20 protein-coding genes and 1 pseudogene are annotated in these 23,777 nt (G+C 67.5%); 11 read left to right on the forward strand and 10 right to left on the reverse strand.

Annotated elements, in window-relative coordinates:
- Nucleotides 1-330: 330 nt before the first annotated feature.
- Nucleotides 331-1,137, forward strand: a pseudogene (locus B551_RS27085) (sensor histidine kinase); the annotation flags it as partial.
- 69 nt (nt 1,138-1,206) lie between these two features.
- Here B551_RS27085 and B551_RS27090 read toward each other — a convergent pair.
- Nucleotides 1,207-2,004 (reverse strand): MipA/OmpV family protein, encoded by a 798-nt coding sequence (locus tag B551_RS27090; protein WP_083492597.1) that lies wholly within the window; start codon nt 2,002-2,004, stop codon nt 1,207-1,209.
- A 421-nt stretch (nt 2,005-2,425) separates the two neighbouring features.
- Here B551_RS27090 and B551_RS13480 point away from each other — a divergent pair, with 421 nt between their 5' ends.
- Nucleotides 2,426-3,685 (forward strand): phosphatidylserine decarboxylase family protein, encoded by a 1,260-nt coding sequence (locus B551_RS13480; protein ID WP_023264302.1) that lies wholly within the window; start codon nt 2,426-2,428, stop codon nt 3,683-3,685.
- Here B551_RS13480 and B551_RS13485 read toward each other — a convergent pair.
- A complete protein-coding gene (locus tag B551_RS13485) occupies nt 3,657-3,878 on the reverse strand; it encodes a hypothetical protein (RefSeq protein ID WP_006576096.1) in 222 nt (73 codons plus the stop codon). The two genes, B551_RS13480 and B551_RS13485, sit on opposite strands and share 29 nt — an antisense overlap.
- A 282-nt stretch (nt 3,879-4,160) precedes the next feature.
- On the opposite strand from B551_RS13485, the gene B551_RS13490 reads away from it, so the two are divergent.
- Entirely contained in the window at nt 4,161-4,835 is a 675-nt protein-coding gene (locus B551_RS13490; RefSeq protein ID WP_006576095.1) for a heavy metal response regulator transcription factor, read from the forward strand.
- Nucleotides 4,836-4,839: 4 nt separating this feature from the next.
- The gene (locus B551_RS13495) at nt 4,840-6,270 is read left to right on the forward strand and encodes a heavy metal sensor histidine kinase (RefSeq protein ID WP_023264304.1); all 1,431 of its coding nucleotides are present in this window, start codon (nt 4,840-4,842) and stop codon (nt 6,268-6,270) included.
- Between the two features lie 121 nt (nt 6,271-6,391).
- On the opposite strand, the gene B551_RS13500 is transcribed toward B551_RS13495, so the two are convergent.
- From B551_RS13500 to B551_RS13510, 3 genes are all read right to left on the reverse strand, one after another.
- Nucleotides 6,392-7,090 (reverse strand): ProQ/FinO family protein, encoded by a 699-nt coding sequence (locus tag B551_RS13500; RefSeq protein ID WP_023264305.1) that lies wholly within the window; start codon nt 7,088-7,090, stop codon nt 6,392-6,394.
- An 84-nt stretch (nt 7,091-7,174) separates the two neighbouring features.
- Nucleotides 7,175-8,173 carry a tripartite tricarboxylate transporter substrate binding protein gene (locus tag B551_RS13505; RefSeq protein WP_023264306.1) on the reverse strand — a complete coding sequence of 333 codons (999 nt, stop codon included), beginning with the start codon at nt 8,171-8,173 and terminating at the stop codon, nt 7,175-7,177.
- Between the two features lie 46 nt (nt 8,174-8,219).
- Complete coding sequence (locus B551_RS13510; RefSeq protein WP_006576092.1) at nt 8,220-9,434, reverse strand: CaiB/BaiF CoA-transferase family protein; 1,215 nt, start codon at nt 9,432-9,434, stop codon at nt 8,220-8,222.
- Nucleotides 9,435-9,554: 120 nt separating this feature from the next.
- Between B551_RS13510 and B551_RS13515 the strand changes: the two genes are divergently transcribed.
- Nucleotides 9,555-10,466, forward strand: coding sequence for a LysR family transcriptional regulator (locus B551_RS13515; RefSeq protein WP_006576091.1), 912 nt, complete (start codon nt 9,555-9,557; stop codon nt 10,464-10,466).
- On the opposite strand, the gene B551_RS13520 is transcribed toward B551_RS13515, so the two are convergent.
- A complete protein-coding gene (locus B551_RS13520) occupies nt 10,411-11,985 on the reverse strand; it encodes a UdgX family uracil-DNA binding protein (RefSeq protein WP_023264307.1) in 1,575 nt (524 codons plus the stop codon). The genes B551_RS13515 and B551_RS13520 overlap by 56 nt on opposite strands.
- Complete coding sequence (locus B551_RS13525) at nt 11,982-13,193, reverse strand: putative DNA modification/repair radical SAM protein (protein WP_006576090.1); 1,212 nt, start codon at nt 13,191-13,193, stop codon at nt 11,982-11,984. Before B551_RS13525 ends, B551_RS13520 begins: the two co-directional genes overlap by 4 nt.
- 128 nt (nt 13,194-13,321) lie before the next feature.
- On the opposite strand from B551_RS13525, the gene B551_RS13530 reads away from it, so the two are divergent.
- Nucleotides 13,322-14,305, forward strand: a complete 984-nt coding sequence (locus B551_RS13530; protein WP_006576089.1) for an SOS response-associated peptidase family protein — start codon at nt 13,322-13,324, stop codon at nt 14,303-14,305.
- A gap of 42 nt (nt 14,306-14,347) precedes the next feature.
- Here the strand turns inward: B551_RS13530 and B551_RS13535 are convergent, their stop codons facing one another.
- Together B551_RS13535 and B551_RS13540 are read right to left on the reverse strand one after the other, a co-directional pair.
- Nucleotides 14,348-15,874, reverse strand: coding sequence for a Fic family protein (locus B551_RS13535; RefSeq protein ID WP_023264308.1), 1,527 nt, complete (start codon nt 15,872-15,874; stop codon nt 14,348-14,350).
- Nucleotides 15,875-16,124: 250 nt separating this feature from the next.
- Nucleotides 16,125-17,204, reverse strand: coding sequence for a VWA domain-containing protein (locus tag B551_RS13540; RefSeq protein ID WP_006576087.1), 1,080 nt, complete (start codon nt 17,202-17,204; stop codon nt 16,125-16,127).
- Between the two features lie 69 nt (nt 17,205-17,273).
- Between B551_RS13540 and B551_RS13545 the strand changes: the two genes are divergently transcribed.
- The 4 genes from B551_RS13545 to B551_RS13560 are packed head-to-tail and all read left to right on the forward strand — an operon-like array spanning nt 17,274 to nt 21,444.
- Nucleotides 17,274-18,233, forward strand: a complete 960-nt coding sequence (locus B551_RS13545; protein ID WP_023264309.1) for a S1C family serine protease — start codon at nt 17,274-17,276, stop codon at nt 18,231-18,233.
- 34 nt (nt 18,234-18,267) lie between these two features.
- Nucleotides 18,268-19,281: a MoxR family ATPase gene (locus B551_RS13550; protein WP_023264310.1), complete on the forward strand. Its 1,014-nt coding sequence runs from the start codon at nt 18,268-18,270 to the stop codon at nt 19,279-19,281.
- Nucleotides 19,259-20,314, forward strand: a complete 1,056-nt coding sequence (locus B551_RS13555; RefSeq protein ID WP_023264311.1) for a DUF58 domain-containing protein — start codon at nt 19,259-19,261, stop codon at nt 20,312-20,314. Before B551_RS13550 ends, B551_RS13555 begins: the two co-directional genes overlap by 23 nt.
- Entirely contained in the window at nt 20,302-21,444 is a 1,143-nt protein-coding gene (locus tag B551_RS13560; RefSeq protein ID WP_006578165.1) for a VWA domain-containing protein, read from the forward strand. Before B551_RS13555 ends, B551_RS13560 begins: the two co-directional genes overlap by 13 nt.
- 27 nt (nt 21,445-21,471) lie before the next feature.
- Here B551_RS13560 and B551_RS13565 read toward each other — a convergent pair whose 3' ends face one another.
- A complete protein-coding gene (locus tag B551_RS13565) occupies nt 21,472-22,140 on the reverse strand; it encodes a GntR family transcriptional regulator (protein WP_006578164.1) in 669 nt (222 codons plus the stop codon).
- Nucleotides 22,141-22,529: 389 nt separating this feature from the next.
- On the opposite strand from B551_RS13565, the gene B551_RS13570 reads away from it, so the two are divergent.
- A complete protein-coding gene (locus B551_RS13570; protein WP_006578163.1) occupies nt 22,530-23,777 on the forward strand; it encodes an MFS transporter in 1,248 nt (415 codons plus the stop codon).

Here is a 23,777-nt window from a genome sequence, read left to right on the forward strand (position 1 = left end):
CGCGACGACGACGGATCGCCCGAGTTCGACCTGGTGATCCAGATCTGGTCGCAGCGCAAGCTGCTGACCGTGCAGAGCCCGCGGCCGCGTGCCCAGGCCACTTCGCCGGCGGCCGCGCTGAAGCCGGACTTCGTCGACGGGTTTGCCACGCGTGTCATCGACGGCGAACGCTGGCGCGTGTATGCCATCTCCGATAGCACCGGCACCATGCAGGCACAGGTGGGGATTCCGCATGCCATCATCGACGCCGAGGTACGCGAGGCGACGATGCACGCGCTGATTGCCAACAGCGTGCTGCTGGCGCTGGTCGGCGTGCTGTTGTGGCACACGATGCGCCGATCGCTGAAGCCGGTCGCGGTGCTGGAGCGGCTGGTGCGCGATCGCACGACGTTCGACCTGACACCGCTCCCATCGACGTCCTTGCCGACCGAATTGCAGCCGCTGGTGCAGTCGTTCAACCGCGTGCTGGCGCAGCTCGATCAGGCGGTGGAGAGCGAGCGGCGTTTCATCGGAGACGCGGCGCATGAACTGCGCACGCCGTTGTCCGCGCTGCAGGCTCAGGTGGAGGTCGCCATGCGCGCCCCCAGCGGGAAGGAGAAGGACACCGCGCTGGAAAAGCTGCTGGCCACGGCCAAGCGGACGACGCGGCTGGCGGAACAATTGCTCGATCTGGCCCGCCTCAATGCCTGTGGCCAGGCGCCGCACGAACCGGCCGACCTCGGCAATCTGGTGCTGCATGTCGCCAGCGAGTTCGAGGTGCAGGCCGAACTGCAGGCGCGCCAGCTGTCGGTGGAGACCGGGGGCGGGTGGATCGCCTGCAATGTCGACGAGATCGGCATCCTGCTGCGCAATCTCGTCGACAACGCGCTGCGGTATACGCCGCCGGGCGGCCGCATCCATGTCGCCTGCGGGACCGCGAATGGCGGCGCAGGCGGTGCCGTCTGTCTGGAGGTCGCCGACGACGGGCCGGGCGTGCCCGCCGCCGAACGGCAGGCGATTTTCCGGCGCTTTCACCGCGCCAGCGGCAATCGGGTCCGCGGCAGCGGCATCGGCCTGTCGCTGGTCGCCACCATTGCGCAATCGCACGGGGCGAGCATCGAGACGGGCCCCGGCCTGGACGGCCGGGGTTTTCGCGTACGGGTCGTCTTCACGCCGGCCGAGCCGATGCCGCCATCGGCATCGGCTGCGGTGTCGTTCCCCGGCGGCTCAGAACCGGTACAGGTAGCCCACCTGCACGGTGGTCATGTTGGAGCGGTCGACGATCGGGCTGTCCTTGATTCCCGAACCCAGCCGCGTGGCGCTGACGTCCAGGAACAGCCCGTGATGGCGCGCCAGGCGGTAATCCACGCGCAAGCCCGCGGTGAAGTTGACGGTTGAATCGCCCTGATATTGGGGCCGGCCGATGCGCGCCTCCGATGCCCTGACGCCGTAGTAGTAGTCGACGTTCTGGCTGCTGAGCCATTGCGCCGAGACATGCGGCGTCAGCCGGAAGTTCCCGTACTGGAAGCCGCGGCTGACCTGCAGCGTGGCCCGGTTGCCATCGGCCGAGCCGAGCCATTCGGCCGAGACATTGGCGATGGGGTTGTGCCAGATCGCCGCACCGCCGAACCAGAGCCTGGCGTTGCGGTCGGCCATGCCTTCCAGCGCTCCAGAGTCCGAGGCCTCATAGCCGTCGCTCAGGCCGTAGCGCGTGCGCAGCCGGAACGAGACCGGGCCCAGCGAAGGCAGCTTCAGGTCCGCAGTGAGGCCGAACACGTGGACCCACCGGTTCTCGTACGACAGCACCGGAATCACGCTGTAGTCGGTGCCGATATCGCGATAGGGCTTGCGCCGGGCCGCGGCGCCGACCCCGAGGCCCCACTGCGATTCGCCGGGCTGCAGCGCGGCATCGGCAACCTGCGCCCAGCCCTGTGGCGTCCACAGGCTGGCCAGCAAGGCAATGGCCGCCACAGCGGCCGGATAGCGAATGGGTGTCGCGCGGCGACGAGATCTGGTTTCGTTCATTCTGGATGGGTAAGGCGAGGGTGGATCGGGAGGTCAGCAGGGCGGGCGATCGGCTGCGCCTGCTCCACGCGGGCACGTGCGAGCGCCAGTGCCCGGCACCGCAGGCACAGGCATGGGCCGTCGATGGCGGACGCAGGCGAGCCAGCCGGCGCCGCGGGCGCAGTCGTGGCGGAGCGGGGAGGAAGCATGGGAATCGGCACGGGATACCTTGCTGTTGCCGGGGCCGCCAAGGGCTGGCGTCCCACGGTGCGAATCGTGCCGATGCGGGTTTAAGAAGTTATTAGCGACGGCGCCGCTGCCGACGAGGCACTGCCCATGTCAGACGCGCACCGATGACACGCGCAGGTCCGGCTGCGCATACTGGTCGGCATCACCATGACCTTGGCCGCGGGACAGGAATCGACCGCGGCGTTGCGACGCCATGCCATCACGGAACGCGCCTTCTTCCCCTGCCAGCGAGCGCAAGCGCCTCGGCAACTGGCTTCCCGCCGACGAGTCCGCCGTGGCCGAATTCAGGCTGCGGCTTTGCCGGCAGGCCAGCGAGCACGCAAGCAGCAGTGGTCCCCGCTCAGAAGCGGTAGCTGCGCTGCATACCTTGTTGCGCGACGACGCTACGCTGCGGATGGGCCTGACGCGAGCGATCGGCGAGGCGACCGATGCGGGCTACGCGCTCGGATATCGCGACATCGACGAGCTGATGCTGGTGGTCGACTATCTGATGTCGTACGCGCCGCCGTTCAGCGACAGCAGCCTGGTGGTGTGCCCGCTCAATGCCGTGTTCGACTGGCCGATGTGCATGCCGTCGGGCTACGCGGTGTTCCGGCATCCGGTGTTCAACAAGCAGATCCGGCGCGTGCTGACGGCGTGGTCGGCGTTCCTCGGCGGGCCGCACTCGCGGGCGCACCTGAATACCGGATCGCCCGATGGCTGGTTCAGTGCCGAGGCGGACGCCAAGATCGGGCTCTCCCAATTCGTTACGCATCGCGAGCTGCCGTACTGGGGCTTCCTGTCCTGGAATGACTTCTTCACGCGGCGTTTCCGCGACGGCGTCAGACCGGTCGAAGGCGCCGACGACGGCAAGATCGTCGTCAGCCCATGCGAGGCAAAGCCGTACGCGCTGCGCCGCGATGTCAAGCTGGTGGACGACTTCTGGATCAAGTCGCAGCCGTATTCGCTGCGCGACATGGTTGGCGCGCACGAGGAAGACCTGGCGCGCCGCTTCGTCGGCGGCACGGTCTACCAGGCCTTCCTCAACGCCTACAGCTATCACCGCTGGCACGCGCCCGTCGGCGGCACCATCGTCAAGGCGTACAACCTGGCCGGCACCTACTACTCGTGCGCCGAGGCGCAGGGCCCCGATCCCGAGGGCCTGAACGATTCGCAGGGCTATACCAGCGCGATGGCCGCCCGCGCGGTGATCGTCGTCGAGGCCGACGACCCAGCCGTCGGACAGATCGCCTGCGTGTTCATCGGCATGGGCGAGGTGTCGTCATGCAGGGTCGAGGTGGTGCCGGGCCAGCGGGTCAGCAAGGGCGAGGAACTCGGCTGCTTCCAATACGGCGGATCGACGATCTGCATGCTGTTCGAGCCGGGCAAGGTCGACGAGATCGTCTGGGACCCGACGCGCATCCAGGACCCGCCGATCGTCAAGGTCAATGCGCATCTGGCGACGGCGCGGTAGCGGCGCCGTCGGTAAACACATCGCGCGTTCCCGCGCGCGCGCCGTCGGTGAACGGATCGACGCGGCCCTGATGGGCGCCGTCCAGATAGACGTTGCGTGCGCCGATATCGGCGGCGCCGCCCGCGCTCGCAAAGGCGGGCAGTGCGGCCAGGGCCAGCGTGGTGGTGAGCAGGGCGTGCTTGAGCATCTTCATCGTCAGCGTTCTCCGAAAGGGTTGGCCGGTTGCGACCGGTGAAGACAGTCTAGGGAGCGCTCCGCCACCACAGCATGACGGCGACATGACAATGCTGTCATGCGCGTCGGAGATGCCATCGGCGATGCGATCCCGGCGTGGACGCCGGCCATCGGGTCGGCGGTTGTCACCGGCGGCTGCAGGCTGACGACGACATGACAAATTTGTCATGTTCGGCCGTGAGCGCCAGGATTGCGGTACCGTTACCGTCTTGCCGGCGGTCCGGCGATTCGTTGAATGTCGATGCGTGTATTGATTGTCGAGGATGAACCGAAGGCGGGCGCCTATCTGCACAAGGGCCTGACCGAGTCCGGCTTCGTCGTGGACCTTGCCCGCGATGGCGTCGATGGCCTGTCGCACGCCCGCGCGCACCCCTACGACCTGATCGTGCTGGACGTGATGCTGCCGGGCATGGACGGCTGGCAGATGCTGCGGGAGCTGCGGCGCGACCAGGACACGCCGGTGCTGTTCCTGACCGCCCGCGACGATCTGGCCGACCGGCTCAAGGGGCTCGAGCTCGGCGCCGACGACTACATCATCAAGCCGTTCGCCTTTGCCGAGCTGGTCGCCCGGATCCGCACGATCCTGCGCCGCGGCCCCGTGCGCGAGAACGAGTGGATCGAGGTGGCGGACCTGCGCATCGATGCCGTTCGCCGGCGCGTCACGCGTTCGGGACAGAAGATCGAGCTGACCTCCAAGGAGTTTGCGCTGCTGCATCTGCTGGCGCGCCGGCGCGGCGAGGTGCTGTCGCGCTCGCTGATCGCCTCGCAGGTGTGGGACATGAACTTCGACAGCAACACGAACGTCGTCGACGTATCGATCCGGCGGCTGCGCGCCAAGGTCGACGATCCGTTCCCGGCCAAGCTGATCCACACGCGGCGCGGCATGGGCTACGTGCTGGACGATATCGCGCGGTAGCGCCATGGTGGCCATCGCGAAGTCGCTGGGCACGCGCCTGCTTCCGCAATCGCTGACGGCGCGGATGGCGCTGGCCTTCGGCGCGCTGGCCGCCGCGATCATGGCGGCGATGGGCACCTATCTCGCCTCAGCGCTGTCGACCCAGCTGCAGGAACGGGACGAGGCCGAGCTCGTCGGCGAGGTGGTGCTGGTCCGCCATCTGTTGTCGGAGGTGGACTCGGAGCGGGCCGTGCGCGAGGGGACGCACCGGTTTGCCGATATCGCGCTCGGCCACGAGGGCCTGATCCTGCTGGTCCGTAGCCGCCAGGGCGAACCGCTGGTGACACTGAATCCTCGCCACGAGGTGGTGCCGCCGCTGACGGCCGTGCCAGCCGACGTGCATCCCGAACCTTCGATGCTGCAGAGCTGGTATCCGCGCAATGGCGTGCCGTCGCGCGCGATCGCCGCGCTCGGCCGGCTCGGCGACAGCGACGAGACCGTGGAGATCGTCGTGCTGCGTGACGCGGGCTATCGCGCGGTGCTGATGCGCGACTACCAGTTCCATGTGTTCTGGGCGACGGTCTGTGCGACCGTTGCGGCCGCCGCGCTCGGCTATCTGCTGGCGCGCCGCGGACTGCGCGGCCTGCGCAGGATGGCGGAGGAAGCGTCGGCCGTCACGACGAGCCGGCTGGCGACGCGGCTCGATGCGGGCACCGCGCCGAGCGAGTTGCGCGAGCTGGCGGACGCCTTCAACGGCATGCTGGCTAGATTGCAGGACAGCTTCTCGCGGCTGTCCGAGTTCTCCGCCGACCTGGCGCACGATTTCCGCACGCCGCTGAGCAATCTGATCGGGCAGACCGAAGTCACGCTGGCCCAGGCGCGCAATGTCGAAGAATACGAGGCGCTGCTCGAATCGAACCTCGAAGAGTACGACCGCCTGTCCCGCATGATCGAGAACATGCTGTTCCTCGCCCGTGCCGATCACGCGCAGGTCGCGCTGGCGCCGCGCACGCTCGATGCGCGCGCCGAGGTCGAGGCCGTGGCGGAGTACTTCGAGGCGGTGGCGGCCGAGCGCGCGATCTCGCTGTCGCTGCAAGGGCATGCGCCGGTGCGCGCGGACCAGACCCTGCTGCGCCGCGCGCTGACCAATCTGCTGGACAACGCGCTGCGCCATGCGCCGCAGGGCAGCCGGGTCTCGGTCATCGTCAGCGCCGAGCGCGAAGCGACCCGCATCCGCGTCGCCAACGGCGGCGCCGGCATCCCGCCCGAACGGCTGGCGCATATCTTCGGCCGCTTCTACCGCGGCGATCCGGCGCGCAGCAATTCGGCGCAGTCGACCGGCCTGGGCCTGGCCATCGTCGATTCGATCATGCGGCTGCACGACGGGCGGGCCACGGTTTCGAGCCGGCCGGGGCTGACGGTGCTGGAGCTGGCGTTTCCGCTGCCGGCCGCATGAGCGGTTCCGGGATTGACGGTGAACCGGGGGGGATGTTTGCGGCGCTCAGGTGCGGGGTGAATCGAGGTGATGAACGGCGGTGGCCGCGGCAAACATCCGTGCGAGACAGCGACCGTCGCGGTCAGGCAGGGTCTGTCCGCTCGCCGTCCGCGACGGGTGGCGTGCCTTCCGTGGCGTCCGCTGGCGAAGCCTGGGCAGGTGCCGGGGAAGATGGCTTCGCGCGCCGGCTGCGCAGCTGCTCCAGATGCCGCGCGCGAGCGGCATCGCGCGCCGACACCTGGCCCGCTTCCGCGCCGGCCAGGTCGATCCGCGGCGCGCCTTCGGCCAGGCACGCCCAGTAGCGGCTGCCGCGGCACCATTGCTTCAGGGCGTCGCGCAGCTCCTGCTCGGTCATCTGCAATGCCGCGGCATGCGGCAGCAGATCGTCGTAGATGCCGATCTTCAACGGCAGCTTGGCGGCCGGCGCCTTGGGGAACGCGAGCGGGAACTGCTTCTGCAGCTTCCAGATGTTGCGCACGGTCGGATCGACCGGCTCTTCGGTGCGCCGGGCGGCTGCCGGCTCCCGGCGCGCCTTGCGCTGCGGCTTGCCGGCGTCGGTGCCAACGCCACCAGGCTTGGTGCCGCCATGTACCGCCTTGTCGCGTGCCGGTGCCTTGCCCTGACGATGTTGTCCCTCGTCTTGCGACTTGGCCTTGCCCTGAGGGGCCGTCGCCTCCTTGGCGGGGCGGCGTGCGTCGGATCGTCGTTCGGCGGGACGGCGCGAGCCCTCCCGTTGCCTGGCGAGTTCGGCTTTCAGTGCGGCGAGTTTTTCAAAGCCCATTTACGGTTCGGATAGCGAGTCCGGATAGCAAGTTCGGAGCGATTCTATCAGCGCGAGGCCATCCGCCGACGGGCCGGGGCGCAATTACGTCGCGCTGATGCCCTTCGCCTTGACGATGGCGCTCCAGCGATCGTAGTCCTTGTTCAGCCGCGCCTGCATCTGCTTGCCGTCCTGGAACGAGGCAATGGCACCGGCCGTCACCAGCTTCTGCTGCAGTTCCTTGTCGTTGGACAGGATGTCGCGCGTTTCGCTGGCGATCCGGTCGACGATCGGTTGCGGCGTATTGAGCGGCGCGATCAGGCCGCCCCACGAATCGAAGTCGAAGCCGCGGAAGCCCTGCTCGGACACCGTCTTCACGCCGGGCAGCAGCACCTTGGCATTGGGCGAGCTCAGTGCGATCGCCTTGAGCTTGCCGGCCCGGATATGCGGCAGCGCGGCCACGACGTCGGCGAACATGGTGCCGACCTGGCCGCCGAGCAGATCGGCGACGGCCGGCGCGCTGCCGCGGTAGGGCACGTGCATCATGTCGAAGCCGCCCAGGTCCTTCAGTTGCTCCATCGCCAGATGGCCGAAGCTGCCGGTGCCCGAACTGGTGTAGTTCAGCGGCGTCTTGCTGGCCTTGGCAAAGCGGATCAGGTCCGCCAGCGTCTCCACGCCCGGTACCACGTTCGGGTTGATGACGATGGCCATCGGCAGCACGTAGACGGTCGCAACCGACTGGAAGTCCTTCTTCACGTCGTACGCGCTGTTGTTGTACATCAGCGGGGCCAGCAGCGCCGGCATGCCGAACATCGACAGGTTGTAGCCATCGGGCGCGCTCTTGATGAAGCTGGCAGTGCCGATCGAGCCCGACGCGCCGGGCTTGTTCTCGATGATGACCTGCTGCCCCAGCCGTTCGGACAGCTTCTGCGCGACGATGCGCGCGGCGGTGTCCGTCGGGCCGCCGGCGGGGAAGGCCACCACCATCTTGATGATCTTGTCCGGCCAGCCGTTGCGCGCGAACGCGGCGGGCATCATCGCGGCCATCGAGGCGGCGGCCCCGGCCTTGAGCATCTGGCGGCGGCTGAGGGTCAGCTTGGTCATGCTGTTGTCTCCGTCTATTGAGAGCGTCGATTGGGAATTTCGATCGTCAGATGACGCCGCGCGATCGCAGATCCGCGATTGCGCCGTCGTCGAGCTGCAGCAGTTCCTTGAATACCTGCTCGGTGTGTTCGCCCATGTGCGGCGGCGGCATCCGCACCGGCATGCGCTGGCCGTCGATGGCGTACGGCGGCGCCAGCACCGACTGGGTACCCGCCTCGCTGTCCTCGTAGCGATGCAGCAGGCCGGCCTGCGCGGTGCGCTCGGACTGCAGCGCGTCGAACATGCCGAGCACCTCGCCGCAGGGGATCTGCGCGGCGGTCAGGCGCTGCAGCAGTTCGGCCCGCGTGAATTGCCGCAGCGCCTCGCGCAGCTGCGGCAGCAGCGTATCGCGATGCCGCGAGCGCGCGGTGTTGGTGGCGAAGCGCTCGTCCTCGGCCCATTCGGGCCGGCCGATCACGTCGCGACAGAACCGCTGGAATTGGCCGTTGTTGCCGACGGTGATCACCAGCGGGCCATCGGCGGCATCGAACACGCCATAGGGCACGATCGACGGATGCGCATTGCCGAACTTGGCCGGATCCCCGCCCTGCAGCAGGGCCTCCATGCCGTAGTACGAGGTAATCATCAGGCCGCAGTCGTACAGGGCCATCTGCACATGGCGTCCGCGTCCGCTCGACTGGCGCGCATACAGCGCGGCGAGGATCGCCTGCGCCGAATACATGCCGGTGAACATGTCGACCGCGGCCACGCCGAACTTCAGCGGTCCCTGGCCGGCTTCGCCGTTGGTGGCCATCACGCCGGCCTCGCCCTGGACGACCAGGTCGTAGCCTGGCCGTTCGGCCTCGGGCGTGAAGCGGGCGTAGCCGGAGATCGAGCAGTACACCAGCCGGGGATTGCGCTCGGCCAGTTGTTCGTAGCCCAGGCCCAGCTTTTCCGCGCCGCCGACCTTGAAGTTCTGGATCACCACGTCGCTGCGCGCGGCCAGCTCGCGGGCCAGCTTCAAACCCGCTTCGCTTTGCAGGTCCAGCGTGATCGAGCGCTTGTTGCGGTTGGCGCTGTTGAAGTACGAGGTATTGCGCGTGCCGATGCGCAGGCCCCAGTCGCGGGTGTCATCGCCGCGGGCCGGGTGTTCGACCTTGATGACGTCGGCGCCGAGGTCGGCCAGCGCCATCGCGCACATCGGCCCCGCCAGCACGCGGGACAGGTCCAGTACCCGCACGCCGGCCAGCGGCAGCGATGCGGCATTGTTTTCGTGATGCATGGTCAGCGTCCCCTCCCCGGGGACGATCCGGTGTTCTTGGTCAGCGCAGATTGTCTATATGTTGATAAAGTTTGACAATTGCAACGGGTAATCACCATACCTGACACCTCGGAGTTGACAATGGATTTGAGCGCGCTGTCTCTGCTGGTCGATATCATCGACGCCGGCAACCTGAGCCGGGCCGCCCGGCAACTGGGGATGAGCCGGGCGAACGTCAGCAAGCGCCTGAACCATTTCGAGCGGCAGCTGGGCGCGGAACTGCTCAGGCGCAGTACCCGCCAGCTCGAGCCTACCGAGCTGGGCCGCCAACTCTACGAACACGGCCGCGCGATCCGGCGCGAGCTGTTGGCGGCGCGGGAATCCGTACAGAGCCTGGGCAAGCGGCTCAGCGGCACGGTGCGACTCGCCGTGCCGAGCGGCTTCGGCCAGCACACGATGTCGGCCTGGTTCATCGAGTTCATGCGGATGTATCCGGCCATCACGCTGAACGTGATCTTCGACAACGACATCGAGGACCTGATCAAGGGCGCGGTCGACTTTTCGATCCGCGTGATGGGCGAGACGCCGACCAATGCGGTGGCGCACAGCCTGGGGGACATCGAGTATGTCGCCTGCGCGACGCCGGAGCTGGCCCGCGAGGTCGGCATGCCGGGCTCGCTCGCGCAGTTCCGCGACCTGCCGCTGATCACCTCGGAGCTGACCGGCGAGCGGCTGCAACTGGCCGGACTGGGCGGAACCGCCGGCGCCCGGCCGCATATTCGCCCCCGGCTGATGTCGGCCAACTTCTTCTTTTTGCGCGACGCGATCCTGCAGGGGATCGGCGTCGGCCTGGTGCCGCAATACATGGTGGCCACGGATCTGGCGGCCGGGACGCTGGTTCGCCTGCCGCTGCCGCCGCGGGACTTGGCCTTCCTGCGGACCACGATGTATCTGCTGTATATGCCGGCCCGCTACCAGACGCGGGCCGTGACGACCCTCATCGCCTTCCTGCGGGAGAAGGCGACGGCGGCGATGGCGGCGATGGCGGAGTAACCGCGGCGGCGGCGAGTTCGCGGCCCTTCGCGATGGCCTGGGCGATCGCCGAGACGATGTCCTCGCGCTTGCCGGCGTCATCGACCCGCAACGCATAGGACGGGTGCCAGGTGGCGACCAGCCAGGCGTCGCCTAGCCGCACCGGCGCGTTCAGGTGGTCGCGCAGACTGGCCTCTGGGCCCAGCATCGCGCCGAGCGCGGTCGCGCCCAACGTGACGATGACCGAGGGCCGCACCCGCGCCCGTTCCTCGTCAAGCCAATGGGCGCAGGCCTCGACCTCGAGCTGCGCCGGCGTCTTGTGCAGGCGCCGCTTGCCCCGGGCGATCCACTTGAAATGCTTGACCGCATTGGTCACGTAGAGGGAATCGGGCGGCACGCCGGCGCGGCGCATCGCCTCGTCCAGCACCTTGCCCGCCGGCCCGACGAAGGCGCGCCCGGCGAGATCTTCCTGATCGCCCGGTTGTTCGCCGACCAGCATGATGCGGGCCGTCTGCGGACCGTGGCCCGGCACGGCCTGGGTCGCATGGCGCCACAGCTCGCAGCGGCGGCATTGGTCCAGCGAAGAGGGCGCCGGGCGCAGCGGCTGCGCGTCCTCGGGATTCACCGCGACCGGCTTGCCCCTCATCGTGCCGACCGCGCCAGCCTGTGCGACGCGTCGGGCGCCGTTGCGGGCGTCGGCGATCATCGCCGGTATCAGGCGGCCCTCGGGCAGCCCCTTCCAGAAACGCACCGGCATGTGCTGCTCGAGCGCGGCTTCGTTCAGGCGGGCCGGATTGAAAATGCTGCGGTAATAGGCCAGCCACAGCGGCTCGATGTCGTCGGCGCTGGCGCCTGCGCGCAGCGCGTCGACATCGATGCCGGCCACCGCACCGGCCACCCCGCTGGCCGGTGTCTCGGACAACTGCAGCGTATGCCCGTCCCAGAGCGCCGCGCCCTGCGGCGTGCCGATCCACCACGACGAGCCGCCCATGCGGCGCGCGAAGTGGTCGGCGGCGTCGGCCAGCACGTCGTGCTCGGGCTCGTACCAGGCCAGGTATTCCGGGCTCCCGCCATTGCTGCGCCGATGAAACCGCACGTAGGCAATCATGTCGTGGTGGGCGCGCCGCACCGACTTGGCCATCGCGTGCAGCCTCGCGCCGTCTTCGTCGGCGGGCGAGGCCACCGCGCGATCGCCCTGGCACCATCGCCACAGCACCCGATAGAGGAAGGCCCAGCGTTGCGGCGAGCGGTAGCGCGCGGCTTGCTGCAGCAGGGCGGCCAACGCCTTCGATACGCGGATCGCCGGGGCGGCGCCGGCGGTGTCCTGGCGCTGCGCCGACGGCTCGCCATCGCCGGAAGGTGGCGCGGCGTCGGCATCGAGCAGCCTCAGCTGTTCCGTTCCCGTGCACGCTGCGGAACCGCGCTCCACCCAGGTGACGGCCTCTGGCGGCCAGCCGGCCGCCAGCGCGCGCAAGGCCTGCGCACGCCAGCCCGCGTAGCCGCCGTCGACCACCAGTACCGGCGAGCTGGCGCCGCTCATAGCAGCGCCAGCTGCACGGGCGGCGCGGCCAGCGCCCGCCGCAACTGCTCCGAAGGCCGGTCCGCCTGCGCCGGCCGGTAGTCCTGCACCACGATGAACGGTTTGATCTTGTCCATCGCGCAGCGCAGCCGCACCAGGTCTTGATAACGGATCGCGCGCGAGCGGCGCAGCTCCACCAGCCGCTTCGCATTGCGCATGCCGATGCCGGGCACGCGGGCGATCAAGGCCTGCGGCGCACGGTTCAGGTCGACCGGAAACGACTCGCGATGCGCCAGCGCCCAGGCCAGCTTCGGGTCGATGTCGAGCGGGAGGTCGCCGGCGGACTGGAACAGCTCCTCGGCCTGAAAGCCGTAGCCGCGCATCAGGAAATCCGCCTGATACAGGCGATGCTCGCGCAGCAGCGGCGGCGCCTGCGCGGGGAGGCCGGAGGGACTGTCGGGAATCGGGCTGAACGCCGAGTAATACACGCGCTTCAGCTTGTAGGCGCCGTACAGCGTCTGCGCGGTCTGCAGGATCGTGCGGTCATCGGCCTCGTCCGCGCCGACGATCATCTGCGTGCTTTGGCCGGCCGGCGCGCGGCCCGGCGCGGACTTGTCGCTCTCCGCCTCTTCCTGGGCGAGCCGGATCGACCCCATGGCGCGCTTGATCGTATGCGCATTCTTCTCCGGCGCCAGCCGCTGCAGGCCGCCGTCGGTGGGCAGCTCGATGTTGACGCTGAGCCGGTCCGCATACTGGCCCGCCTGCGTGATCAGCCGGGGATCGGCGTCCGGAATCGTCTTCAGGTGGATATAGCCGCGGAACTGGTGTTCCTCGCGCAGCGAGCGCGCCACCTGGACCAGCTGCTCCATCGTGTAGTCGGCGCTGCGGATAATGCCGGAGCTGAGGAAGAGGCCGTCGATATAGTTGCGCCGGTAAAAGTCCAGCGTCAGATCGACGACCTCGCGCGGCGAAAAGCGGGCCCGCGGGACGTTGCTCGAGCGCCGGTTGACGCAGTACTGGCAGTCGTACTGGCAGAAGTTGGTCAGCAGGATCTTGAGCAGTGAAACACAGCGCCCATCGGGCGTGAAGCTGTGGCAGATGCCGGCCCCGGTACTGGCGCCCAGCCCGCCCTTGCCGAGCGAATCCCGTTTCGGTGCGCCGCTGCTGGCGCAGGAGGCGTCGTATTTGGCCGCGTCCGCCAGGATCTCCAGCTTGGTGAGCAGTTCCATCGGGAAACCATACTGTATGAATGTACAGTATTATAGGCGGGATCGAGCTGCCTCGGCTCAATACCGATGTCCGCTCCCTGCGATGGCTGCGACGATGGTGTACTCGTGAGCGCCAAAGGGAGAGTCCGATGTGCTACGCCGCGCAGATCAAGGCCGACTTCAGGAAGTTCACGCGCCAGTACGGCGCGGTGATGGGCCTTCGCCAGTTCTTCGAACTGTTCTGGCAAAAGCGCAAGGACCAGGAGTGGCAGAAGCTGCCCAAGGCGATGCGCGTCGCGTTCGCGCAGGGCGGCGGGGGAGGCGAGGAGGGCGACCCCGAAGAGCGCGAGCTGGCCGCGCTGATCGCCGCCGGCGACCGCGAACAAGCCAATGGGCTGGAAGCGGAGCTGTTCCGCCAGCGGGCGCGCCTGGCGGAGGCCGAGCGCGCGCTTGCCGGGCGGCCGACCCGCAAGGCGGAGAACGAGCAGCGCATCGCCGCCGACAAGATCGCCCGGCTGCAGCAGAACCTGGCCGACCTGCAACGCGCCACGCCCGCCCCGGAGGACGCGATGATCTTCCCGGGCTATTACGCGCCGGTGATGATCGAGGTGGACGGCCGGCGCACGATCGTGCCGATGCGCTACCGCTGCCGGCTTCCCGGCTGGGACGTGTCGATGGAAAGAAAAAAGCCCGGGACGTACAACGCACGCCGCGACAATCTCGAGACGGCATGGCGCCAACTGTTCGGCTACCGCCACGGCATCCTGCCGATCCGCGCCTTTCATGAACACGTGGCCCGGCATCGGCTCGAGCACCGCGAACTCGGTCCGGACGAGAAGGAGCAGAGCGTCGTGCTGGAGTTCCGTCCCGATCCGCCGCAGGATCTGCTGATCGCCTGCCTGTGGTCGCGACACAAGGGCGAGGCCGGCGAACCGGACCTCTATTCGTTCGCGGCGATCACCGACGAGCCGCCGCCCGAAGTCGCCGCGGCCGGCCACGACCGTTGCGTCATTCCGATCAAGCCGCAGCACGTCGACGCGTGGCTCAACCCGGACCCTGCCAATCTGGCCGCGCTGTACGCGATCCTGGATGACCGCGAGCGGCCGTTCTTCGAGTATCGGCTGGCGGCTTAGTGGGGAGCGCCGTGGCCGCATGGCCGACGGGGATGGTGCGTATCAGCCTGACTGCCCGAAGGTGTTGAGGTATTCGTCGAACTCGTCCCGGACGATGCTTTCTATCCGTTCGACTTCATCGTGGGTCAGGTCTTCGAACAGCTTGCGCTTTCGCTTCGACAATTCTCCGTGGTTCTGCACGATGAGATCGATCAGGTTGGAAAGCCGCGACTGTGGCAGATCAAGCCAGCCTTCTATGCGCTCTAGACTGGCGTCGTAGGCTCGCAGGTATTGGATTTCCTGCGCCAGATCGTGCTCGACGCATTGCTCGATACACCTGAACACAAACTCGCACAACGCAGTCGCGTCGAACGACGCATACAGCCAATACGGTTGAGGCGACTTGATCAGAATCGTGTCGCTGTCGGCGTCCAATACGTAATTGAGCAGTGCGGTGCGCGGTGCCGAGTACGCCTTCAGCAAGCCGGCATAGGTGTCGATTTCCTTGAGCATGCGTGCAGATATGGGCAGGACGACGCCTTCCGGGGTGACCCCGGCCTGCCGGAGCAGGTGATGGATCAGGAAGCGGTGCAGACGCCCATTGCCATCGTAGAAGGGGTGAGCGAACACGAAGCCGAAAGATGCACAGGCAGCCACAACGATGGGATGGACAGTCCCTGTCTGAATCAGGCTGGCCACCTGCGAAATGCCTTCCATCATTGCGTCAAGTTGCTCGGGATTCGGAGGAATATAGTCCGCCATATTCCGCATGCGGCCACCGCGCGAAAGCCAGTTTTGCCTGTCGCGATACGAATACTCGCTACGCGGGCCCGAGATGATTTCGTTTTGCCATTCGCATAGCTGGTCCTCGGTCAAAGGTCCAGGTGCGCCGGCAAACTGAAGCAATCGACGGAATTTCGCCACGCGCTGGTTATCGGGCACCTCTCTCTCGATCGAGTATGTCGAACGGGTTTCGGCGAGATACAGATAATCGACGGCCCGGGCCAGCACCTCTGGCTCAAGGCGCTCAATCGCCGCGGCGACCTTGTCTGGCAGGTCAGACGCAATCCAGGCCGCGAGTTCGTCGGTGCGTCGCACCACCGGACAGAATGCAGGCGGTCCGAGATGGTTGTTCTGGACGCCGAACTGGGTATCGTTCTTGACGGGGCCGGTGATATACGCGCGTTCGTCGAGCGCCGGAATGCGGGGCGCGCCGGAAGGCACGTTGTAGTCGAACTGGGCTCCAGCCAACCATTTGGCGTAGAAACCGCTCAATCGGGCATAGCGCGACGTGGGCGCGGCTCGGAGCCATTCCTGCACGGCCGCGATGGCCTCCGGGTGCTCGAACAGTGCCGCCAGGACAGTCAGGTCCAACTGTTCCTTCTTCAGCGCAAAGAGAAGGTGATCGACGATCGAGTCGCCGCCGCGGTACCTGTTTCGCGGGTAAATCACACGAGTGGTGCCATCGGGGCCAGTGTGCCGAGTCAACACGCCTGTCTTGTCGGCCAGCTCGTACGTCGAGCGTAGCGGCGGCACGCGCAGATCGAACTTCTGGACCAGCGCCATGTAACCGAGTGATGTAAGTGCCATATTTTGCGATGCAACTTTGGGCGGTTTGCTCGCGGCAGCTTACCAAACCTTCTACTCGACTTACTAGAATATCTATTTTTTGCCCTCGGACTTACCGTTTCATCTATGGGGCGTCGTGCCCTCGAAGGTATCGGGCTTGACAAGACCTGATGGGACGGTGCCGTGCCAACTTACCAATTTCTCTACTCCCTTTACCAATTCATCTATAAAAGGTCCCGAGTCTTACCATTTCGTCTACACGACCCAGGCTTCAGCGCCGGAACCACAGCACCGACAGCACGCTCGCCGCCACCAGCAGCAGCACCGCGGCCCCGGCAAACAGCGCGCCGATCTCGGTCTCCCTGCGCTCCAGCGCAAACCGCGTGCTGAGCTGGCGATAGACCTGGCTCAGGTCGGCCTCGGAGCCTGCGTGGAAGTATTCGCCGCCGGTGAGCTTTGCCACCGCCCGCAAGGCCGGTTCGTCCAGCTGCATGTAGTAAGACATGGTCGAACCGCTGGCGGCCCCGCCATCCTGCGAGCCGAAGCCGACCGTATAGACGCGAACGCCGCGCTCGGCGGCCATGCGGGCCGCGATGACCGGATCGGGGCCGGTGGTGCGGCGGCCATCGCTGAGCAGTATTACCGCGCCGTGCCGATAGGAGCCGGGCTCCGCCGCAGGCCGGTCGTCGCGCCTGGCGCGCTTTTCGCGATTGCGTGCGGCCTCGGCGGCCGCCGATTCGTCCAACGATCGGCCCTGGTTCTCCATCAGCTCCGATGCGCTGCCGAACAGCACGGACTCCAGGTCGATGCCATCGTCCGGGAACAGCACGGCAAGCGCTTCGATCAGGCCGCTTCCGGTCGCGGTGCCGCGCTGGAGCTGGAAGCGCTCGATCGCCTCGAGCATGTCCTGCCGGTTGTCGGTCGGGCTGAGCACCACCGAGGCCGTCGCCGCGAATGACACGATGCCAAGCCGCACGTTGGCCGGCAGCCCGGTGACCAGATTGGTGGCGGCCTGCTGGGCCGCGCTGAGGCGGGTCGGTGCGACGTCGGTCGCCTCCATGCTGCGCGAGACGTCCATCGCGAGCACCAGCGTGATGGTGTCGGCCGGCAGCGTGATGGTCGCACTGGGACGCGCGCAGGCGAGCAACGCGGTACCGAGCGACAGCAGGAAGAGCAGGGGAGGGAGGTGGCGCCTAAGCCATTGCCTCGGACCGAGCGCCGCGCGCGGCAGCGCGAGACTGGCGTACAGCAGGGCGGCCTTTCTGCGCCGGGCGAGCACGTAGAAGTAAGCCGCTGCCAGCACGGGGAGCACGAGCAGCAGCCAGAGCATTTGAGGCCAGAGAAACTGCATGCCCTGCTCCTTGGCGCGTGGTTAAGAACGATGGTACTGTAGTTTCCGACGCGTGAACTCGAGGCAGCGATGAAACGGGTGACGATCTACGGAACAGCCTTGGCGGCGATCGCACTCGTCTTCGCCGCGGGCGTCGGCTCCGCCTGGCTGCTGCAGCCGAAACAGCGGGCGCTGACGCAATCCGACATCGATTCCGCCGTGCTCCACACGCTGCACAACAAGGATCTGCCGTCGCGCGCCGCGCGCGCCGCCGAGGCGATCCGCCAGTCGGTGGTCGAGGTCCGCAGCTATCCGGCCGCCGAAGCCCCCCCGGCAAAATCGCGTGCCGACAAGGCCGGGCGCGATCGTCCCGGCAAGCCGCCCGAATCGTCCGCCCCCGCCAAACGCCCGCCCCGCGACGAAACCGCCAAGGGCAAATCGCCAGGAACGCCCGGCACGCCCGGCACCCCGGGTCCCCACGCAGAGAAGGGCGCGCCGGAAGCCTTGCCCGACGGCCGGCACATCGGCACTGGCGTGGTCGTCACCGAGAGCGGCGTGATCCTGACCAACTACCACGTGGTCGCCGGCGCCCGCCGCGTCGAGGTCCGGTTCCACGACGGGCATACGGCCGAGGCGACCGTGCTGCAGGCCGTGCCGGAAAAGGACCTCGCGATCCTGCAGCCCAGATCGATTCCCGACGACCTGCCGCCGGCGACGCTCGGCTCCAGCCGCGAACTGGCGCCGGGCAGCGAAGTGGTCGCGGTCGGCTTTCCGTTCGGCATCGGCCCGTCGGTGACGGCCGGCGTGGTGTCGGGGCTCGACCGCCAGTTCGTATCTCCCGACGAGAAACAGCAGCTGGACAAGCTGATCCAGTTCGACGCCGCCGCCAATCCAGGCAACTCGGGCGGGCCGCTGGTCAACATGAAGGGCGAGGTGGTCGGCATCGTTACCGCCATCCTCAATCCCAACCAGAGCGGCAATTTCCTCGGCATCGGTTTTGCCATCACGATCGAAAGCGCGGGCGGTTCCGTCGGCGCTTCGCCCTTCTAGCCTTCCAGACCTTCCAGATCGGAGCGACAGGCCCATGAACGACCAAGCCCGGGACGCCATCGAGACCGCCAACCTGATGGAACGCCTGCTGTACGAGGTCAAGCGCGTGGTGGTGGGACAGGACCACTTTCTCGAACGGGTGCTGGTGGCGATTCTTGCCGGCGGCCATCTGCTGGTGGAGGGCGTGCCCGGGCTGGCGAAGACGCTGACCGTCAACACGCTGGCCAGAACCATGCGCGGAACGTTCAAGCGGATCCAGTTCACGCCGGACTTGCTGCCCGCCGATCTGGTCGGCACGCGGATGTATCACCAGGGCACCGGCGAGTTCTCCACGGTGCGCGGGCCGGTCTTCGCCAACCTGCTGCTGGCCGACGAGATCAACCGCGCGCCGGCCAAGGTGCAGAGCGCCCTGCTCGAGGTGATGCAGGAAAAGCAGGTGACCATCGCCGGCGAGACCCACCGGGTGCCGATGCCCTTCCTGGTCATGGCTACGCAAAACCCGATCGAGACCGAGGGCACCTATCCGCTGCCGGAGGCGCAGGTCGACCGCTTCATGATGAAGGTGCTGGTCGGCTATCCGAGCGAGGACGAGGAGGTCGTGATCGTCAATCGCGTCACCGGTCCGCGGATCGACGTAAGCCCGGTCGCCACGCCCGAGCAGCTGGCCGAGCTGCAGCAGGAATGCCGCAACGTCTATGTCGATCCGGGACTGATCCAGTACGCGGTGCGCGTGGTGTCGGCCACGCGCCGGCCGGCCAGCTACGGGCTCGACGATCTGGACCGCTACGTGACCTTCGGTGCCAGTCCGCGCGCGACGATCGGCCTGATCGAAGGCGCGCGTGCGCTGGCGCTGCTGCGCGGCCGGCACTATGCGGTGCCGGAAGACGTCATCGACCTGGTGCCGGACGTGTTGCGCCACCGGCTGTCGCTGTCCTACGAGGCCATGTCCGACGGCGTCACCGCCGATGCGTTGATCGGCCGCATCGTGCAGGCGATGCCGGTGCCCGAGCGTCCGCTGGAATCCCATGTTCGGGCGGCTGCGCGCTAGGCGCCGGTCCGGCCCGGACCCCGCCTCCGACAAGGCCACCACGCGGGGCGCGCCGCGCGGGGTCGCCGCCAGCCGTACCGACGCCTTGCTGCGCCGGATGGAATGGACCGTCGTGCGGCGCCTCGACGGCATGCTGCAGGGCGACTACCGGACGCTGTTTCGCGGCTTCGGACTGGACCTGGCCGACCTGCGCGAGTACCAGGCCGGCGACGACGTCCGCCACATCGACTGGAACGTGACCGCGCGGCTGCAGACGCCGCATGTGCGCATGTTCCAGGAGGATCGCGAGATCGCGGTCTGGTTTCTGCTCGATCTGAGCGGCTCCGTCGAGTTCGGCTCGGGCGAGGTCCGCAAGCGCGATCTGCTGAGCGACTTCACCACCGTGATGGCGCTGCTGCTGACGCGCTATGGCAACCGCGTCGGCGCCGTGCTCTACAACGGCGCGGCCGACATGACGGCGTCGGTGGTGCCGGCGCGCGCCGGTCGCCGGCAACTGCTGCATCTGCTCGACCGCATGCATGCGACGCCCGCCGCCTCGCCCGGCCACACCCGGCTGCGCGGGCTGCTCGACCATGCGCGGGCGGTGGCCCGGCGCCGCTCGGTGCTGTTCGTCGTCTCGGATTTCATCAGCGACCCGGGCTGGCAGGCTTCGCTGGCGATGCTGGCCAGGCGTCATGAGGTCATCGCTGTACGGCTGGTCGATCCACTGGAGCAAGCCTTGCCCGATCTGGGTTTGCTGGTGCTGCAGGACGCCGAGACCGGCGAGCAGATGTTCGTCGATACGCACGATCCGGCCTTTCGCAAGCGCTTCCTCGCGGCCGCGCAAGCGCGCGAGGAAGAACTGCGGCTGGGCTTCGCGCGCGCCGGCGTCGATTGCCTGACGCTGTCGACCGACGCCCGCCTGGACCTGGCGCTGCTGGACTTTTCGCGGCAGCGCCGTCACCGGCAGGGCACGGTGAAGGGGACGGCGAAGGGGACGGTGAAGGGCGCATCGAAGGCGGCAGTGAAGCAGGGGGCCGCATGGACGGCGTAAGCGAGGCGATCAGCCGGCTTCCCGCCATCAGCTTCCTGTGGCCCAGGATGCTGTGGTTGCTCGCGCTGATTCCATTGCTGGCCCTGGCCTACTTGTGGCTGGACGCGCGCCGCCAGCGCACGGCGGTCCACTATCCGGCGCTGAAGACGGTCGGCTTCGCCAACCGCAGTGTCGCGGGCTGGCGCCGGCACGTGTCCCCGGTGCTGATCCTGCTTGCGCTGACGGCATTGATCGTTGCGATCTCCCGCCCGCATGCGCTGATGGTGCTGCCGTCCCGCATCGAGACCGTGATGCTGATCATCGACCTGTCGGGCAGCATGCGCGCGAAGGACGTTCAACCGAACCGGCTGCGCGCCGCTCAGCACGCCGCCAAAGGGTTGCTGGAGGCCAAGCCTGCGGGCGTCAGCGTTGGCCTTGTGGCGATGGCGGGGACATCGGCCGTCGCCCAGGCGCCGAGCCGCAGGAAGCAGGACGTAGCCACGGCGATCGACCGCTTGCAGCCGCAGGGCGGCACCGCGCTGGGCAACGGGCTGCTGATCGCGCTGACGGCGCTGCGCCCGCAGGCGACCGAGGATGCCGCGCGCCTGATGGAGGGCGACGCCTCGCCGCTGAAAAAGCGCGGTCCACCGGGCACCCCGTTCGGCGCGCCGGGTCCGGCGCAGGCAGGGCCGCAGGCAGGGGCGCAGGGGGCAGCGAATTCCGCCGACCCCGAGGCCCCCGCTGGTCCGGGGTCCTATGCGGCCGGCGCGATCGTCGTGTTCTCCGATGGGGAAAGCAACGCCGGTCCGACCGCGGTGCAGGCCGCCGAACTGGCGGCCACCTACGGCGTGCGCGTCTTTACCGTGGGCGTGGGCACGACCCAGGGCGTCGTACTGTCCGCCGACGGCTGGTCGGCGCGCGTCAAGCTGGACGAGGCGGTACTGAAGGAGGTCGCCAATATCACCGGGGCCGAATACTTCCGGCTCGAGGATGCCGCCAGGCTGAAACAGGTCTATCGCGCGATCAACGCGAAGCTGACGCTCGGCAAGACCGAGCAGGCGGAAATCACCGCGCTGTTCGCCGCGCTCGGCGCGGTGCTGGCCGCCGGCGCGGCGCTGCTGTCGCTGTGGTGGTTCGGGCGCGTGATGTAGCGGCGCGGCTGCGCCATCGGCGCAACCTCAGCGCCCCTTGAAGATCGGATGCCGGGCGCAGGCCGACAGCACGATGCGCTCGGACTGCACCAGATAGTCGTTCAGCGCCGTCGCGCACTCGGCAAGCTTGCCCGACTCGAACAGCTGCAGGATCTGCTGGTTCATCTCGACGTAAGGGCCGTGCAGGAATTCCGGATCTTGCAGCATGCCGAACGCCAGCCGCAGCTCCGCCAGCAGGTGGGAGAACATCACGTTCAGCCGTTCGCTGTCGGCCAGTTCCACGATGGCCATGTGGAACTCCATGTTGGCGGTGCCTGCCCCCTGCCAGTCGCCGCGGTCGCGGCATTGCAACCCCGTTTCGACCGCTTGCCGCATGTGCTTGCGCGCCGGATGGCTGGGGTAGGCCTGCGCGATCGCCTGGCATTCGATCAGGCGGCGAACCCGGTAGATGTCGATGATCGCCGCGATGCTCGGAATGGCCACCGCGACGCCGCGGTTCGGCTCGTGCTTGAGCAGGCCTTCCTTGGTCAGCACGCGGAACGTCTCGCGCAGCGTATTGCGGGAGATCTGCAGGCTTTCGCTCAGCGCGGCCTCGGACAGCCGCTGCCCCGGCGCGAAGTCGCCATGCAGGATGCGCTGGCGAATCTGCTCGGTGACCCGCTCGGCCAGGTTTTTTACGTCGGAACTGGTTGTCATGTTGGCTGCAAGGGACCGGTCGTCCGGCTGGGGAATCGGGAGGCGCGGCGGGCGCGCCCGCACCCCGCCGCACGCGTGGCCGGTTTCGCGCGATGTTACCCCACCTTTGTTCAACAAAATGCCCCTGATTGGTGCCGCGCCGCGGGCCTGGGTGCGGCTAGGTGTATACCAGAATCGATCCTGCCGGATGATTGTTGAACAATCTAGCCACGGTGGTTGAGTAATACGTGCATATATATCAACATGGCACGTGCCTTGCTAAACAGCGCTGCGGTGGAGGGGCGGCTGTTTCGATGGTCCGCTCACTGCCTCGACGCCGTCGCCGCAGGGTCGTGAAGACAGCGCGACGAGCATCCCACGTTTCGCCGTTATCCCAAGTGAGCGCAACCATGTGGCTTAAAGAAACAACGCAGGCAGAGCGCAAGACACTCTTTGCCGCCTTCGTCGGCTATGGGGTCGATGCCTTCGACTACATGATCTACACGTTCATGATCCCCACCTTCATCCTGGTGTGGGGCATGACCAAGGCCGAGGCCGGCTATATCGCGACCGGCGCGCTGATCAGTTCGGCGATCGGCGGCTGGCTGGCCGGCATCCTGGCCGACAGGTACGGCCGCGTGCGCGTGCTGCAGCTGACCGTGCTGTGGTTCAGCTTCTTCACCTTCCTCAGCGGCTTCACGCAGTCGTCCGAGCAGCTGTTCGTGACCCGGATGCTGCAGGGCCTGGGCTTTGGCGGCGAATGGTCGGTCGGCTCGGTGCTGATCGCCGAGATGATCCGCGCCCGCCATCGCGGCAAGGCCGTCGGCCTGGTGCAGAGCAGCTGGGCGGTCGGCTGGGGCCTGTCGGCCATCGCCTTCTGGGCGGTCTACGCGGTCTTCGAGCAGCAATACGCCTGGCGCGTGCTGTTCTGGATCGGCGTGCTTCCGGCGGTCTTCATTCTCTATATCCGCCGCAATATCAGCGAGCCCGAGGTGTATCGCGAGACCAAGGCGAAGCTCGCCGCCACCGGACAGAGCAACAACTTCATGCTGATCTTCAAGCCGGGCGTGCTGCGCGTGACCGTGCTGGCGAGCCTGCTGGCCACCGGCATGCAAGGCGCCTACTACTCGGTGACGACCTGGCTGCCGACTTACCTGAAGATGGAGCGCAACCTGTCGGTGCTGAACACCAGCGGCTACCTGATGGTGCTGATCGCCGGCTCCTTCGCCGGTTACCTGACCAGCGCCTGGCTGTCCGATCACCTGGGCCGCCGCCGGTGCTTCATGCTGTTCGCGGTCAGCGCAGCCATCCTGGTGATCTGCTACACGCAGTTGCCGATCACCGATGCGGCGATGCTGGTGCTGGGCTTTCCGCTGGGCTTCTTCCTGTCGGGCATCTTCTCCGGCATGGGCGCTTACCTGACGGAGCTCTATCCGAGCCATATCCGCGGTTCCGGACAAGGCTTCTGCTACAACTTCGGGCGTGCGGTCGGCTCCGTGTTCCCGGCGCTGATCGGACATATGGGCGCCACGATGTCGCTCGGTGTCGCGATCGGCTATCTGGCGGCCGGCGCCTATGGACTGGTCGTGCTCGCCTGCCTGCTGCTGCCCGAGACGCAAGGGCGCGAACTGGTCGGCGAAGCCGAGCCCGCGCATTGA

Origin of the sequence: Cupriavidus sp. HPC(L) (genome assembly GCF_000307735.3) — a bacterium.
Lineage (GTDB): Bacteria > Pseudomonadota > Gammaproteobacteria > Burkholderiales > Burkholderiaceae > Cupriavidus.

Coding starts and splice junctions, on each gene's coding strand:
- B551_RS13535 (WP_023264308.1), bottom strand. CDS start 15,874: ATGGCACTTACATCACTCGGTTACATGGCGCTGGTCCAGAAGTTCGAT.
- B551_RS13540 (WP_006576087.1), bottom strand. CDS start 17,204: ATGCAGTTTCTCTGGCCTCAAATGCTCTGGCTGCTGCTCGTGCTCCCC.
- B551_RS13570 (WP_006578163.1), top strand. CDS start 22,530: ATGTGGCTTAAAGAAACAACGCAGGCAGAGCGCAAGACACTCTTTGCC.
- B551_RS13495 (WP_023264304.1), top strand. CDS start 4,840: ATGGTGGCCATCGCGAAGTCGCTGGGCACGCGCCTGCTTCCGCAATCG.
- B551_RS13555 (WP_023264311.1), top strand. CDS start 19,259: ATGTTCGGGCGGCTGCGCGCTAGGCGCCGGTCCGGCCCGGACCCCGCC.
- B551_RS13515 (WP_006576091.1), top strand. CDS start 9,555: ATGGATTTGAGCGCGCTGTCTCTGCTGGTCGATATCATCGACGCCGGC.
- B551_RS13550 (WP_023264310.1), top strand. CDS start 18,268: ATGAACGACCAAGCCCGGGACGCCATCGAGACCGCCAACCTGATGGAA.
- B551_RS13490 (WP_006576095.1), top strand. CDS start 4,161: ATGCGTGTATTGATTGTCGAGGATGAACCGAAGGCGGGCGCCTATCTG.
- B551_RS13525 (WP_006576090.1), bottom strand. CDS start 13,193: ATGGAACTGCTCACCAAGCTGGAGATCCTGGCGGACGCGGCCAAATAC.
- B551_RS27090 (WP_083492597.1), bottom strand. CDS start 2,004: ATGAACGAAACCAGATCTCGTCGCCGCGCGACACCCATTCGCTATCCG.
- B551_RS13510 (WP_006576092.1), bottom strand. CDS start 9,434: ATGCATCACGAAAACAATGCCGCATCGCTGCCGCTGGCCGGCGTGCGG.
- B551_RS13500 (WP_023264305.1), bottom strand. CDS start 7,090: ATGGGCTTTGAAAAACTCGCCGCACTGAAAGCCGAACTCGCCAGGCAA.
- B551_RS13520 (WP_023264307.1), bottom strand. CDS start 11,985: ATGAGCGGCGCCAGCTCGCCGGTACTGGTGGTCGACGGCGGCTACGCG.
- B551_RS13560 (WP_006578165.1), top strand. CDS start 20,302: ATGGACGGCGTAAGCGAGGCGATCAGCCGGCTTCCCGCCATCAGCTTC.
- B551_RS13505 (WP_023264306.1), bottom strand. CDS start 8,173: ATGACCAAGCTGACCCTCAGCCGCCGCCAGATGCTCAAGGCCGGGGCC.
- B551_RS13545 (WP_023264309.1), top strand. CDS start 17,274: ATGAAACGGGTGACGATCTACGGAACAGCCTTGGCGGCGATCGCACTC.
- B551_RS13565 (WP_006578164.1), bottom strand. CDS start 22,140: ATGACAACCAGTTCCGACGTAAAAAACCTGGCCGAGCGGGTCACCGAG.
- B551_RS13480 (WP_023264302.1), top strand. CDS start 2,426: ATGCCATCACGGAACGCGCCTTCTTCCCCTGCCAGCGAGCGCAAGCGC.
- B551_RS13485 (WP_006576096.1), bottom strand. CDS start 3,878: ATGAAGATGCTCAAGCACGCCCTGCTCACCACCACGCTGGCCCTGGCC.
- B551_RS13530 (WP_006576089.1), top strand. CDS start 13,322: ATGTGCTACGCCGCGCAGATCAAGGCCGACTTCAGGAAGTTCACGCGC.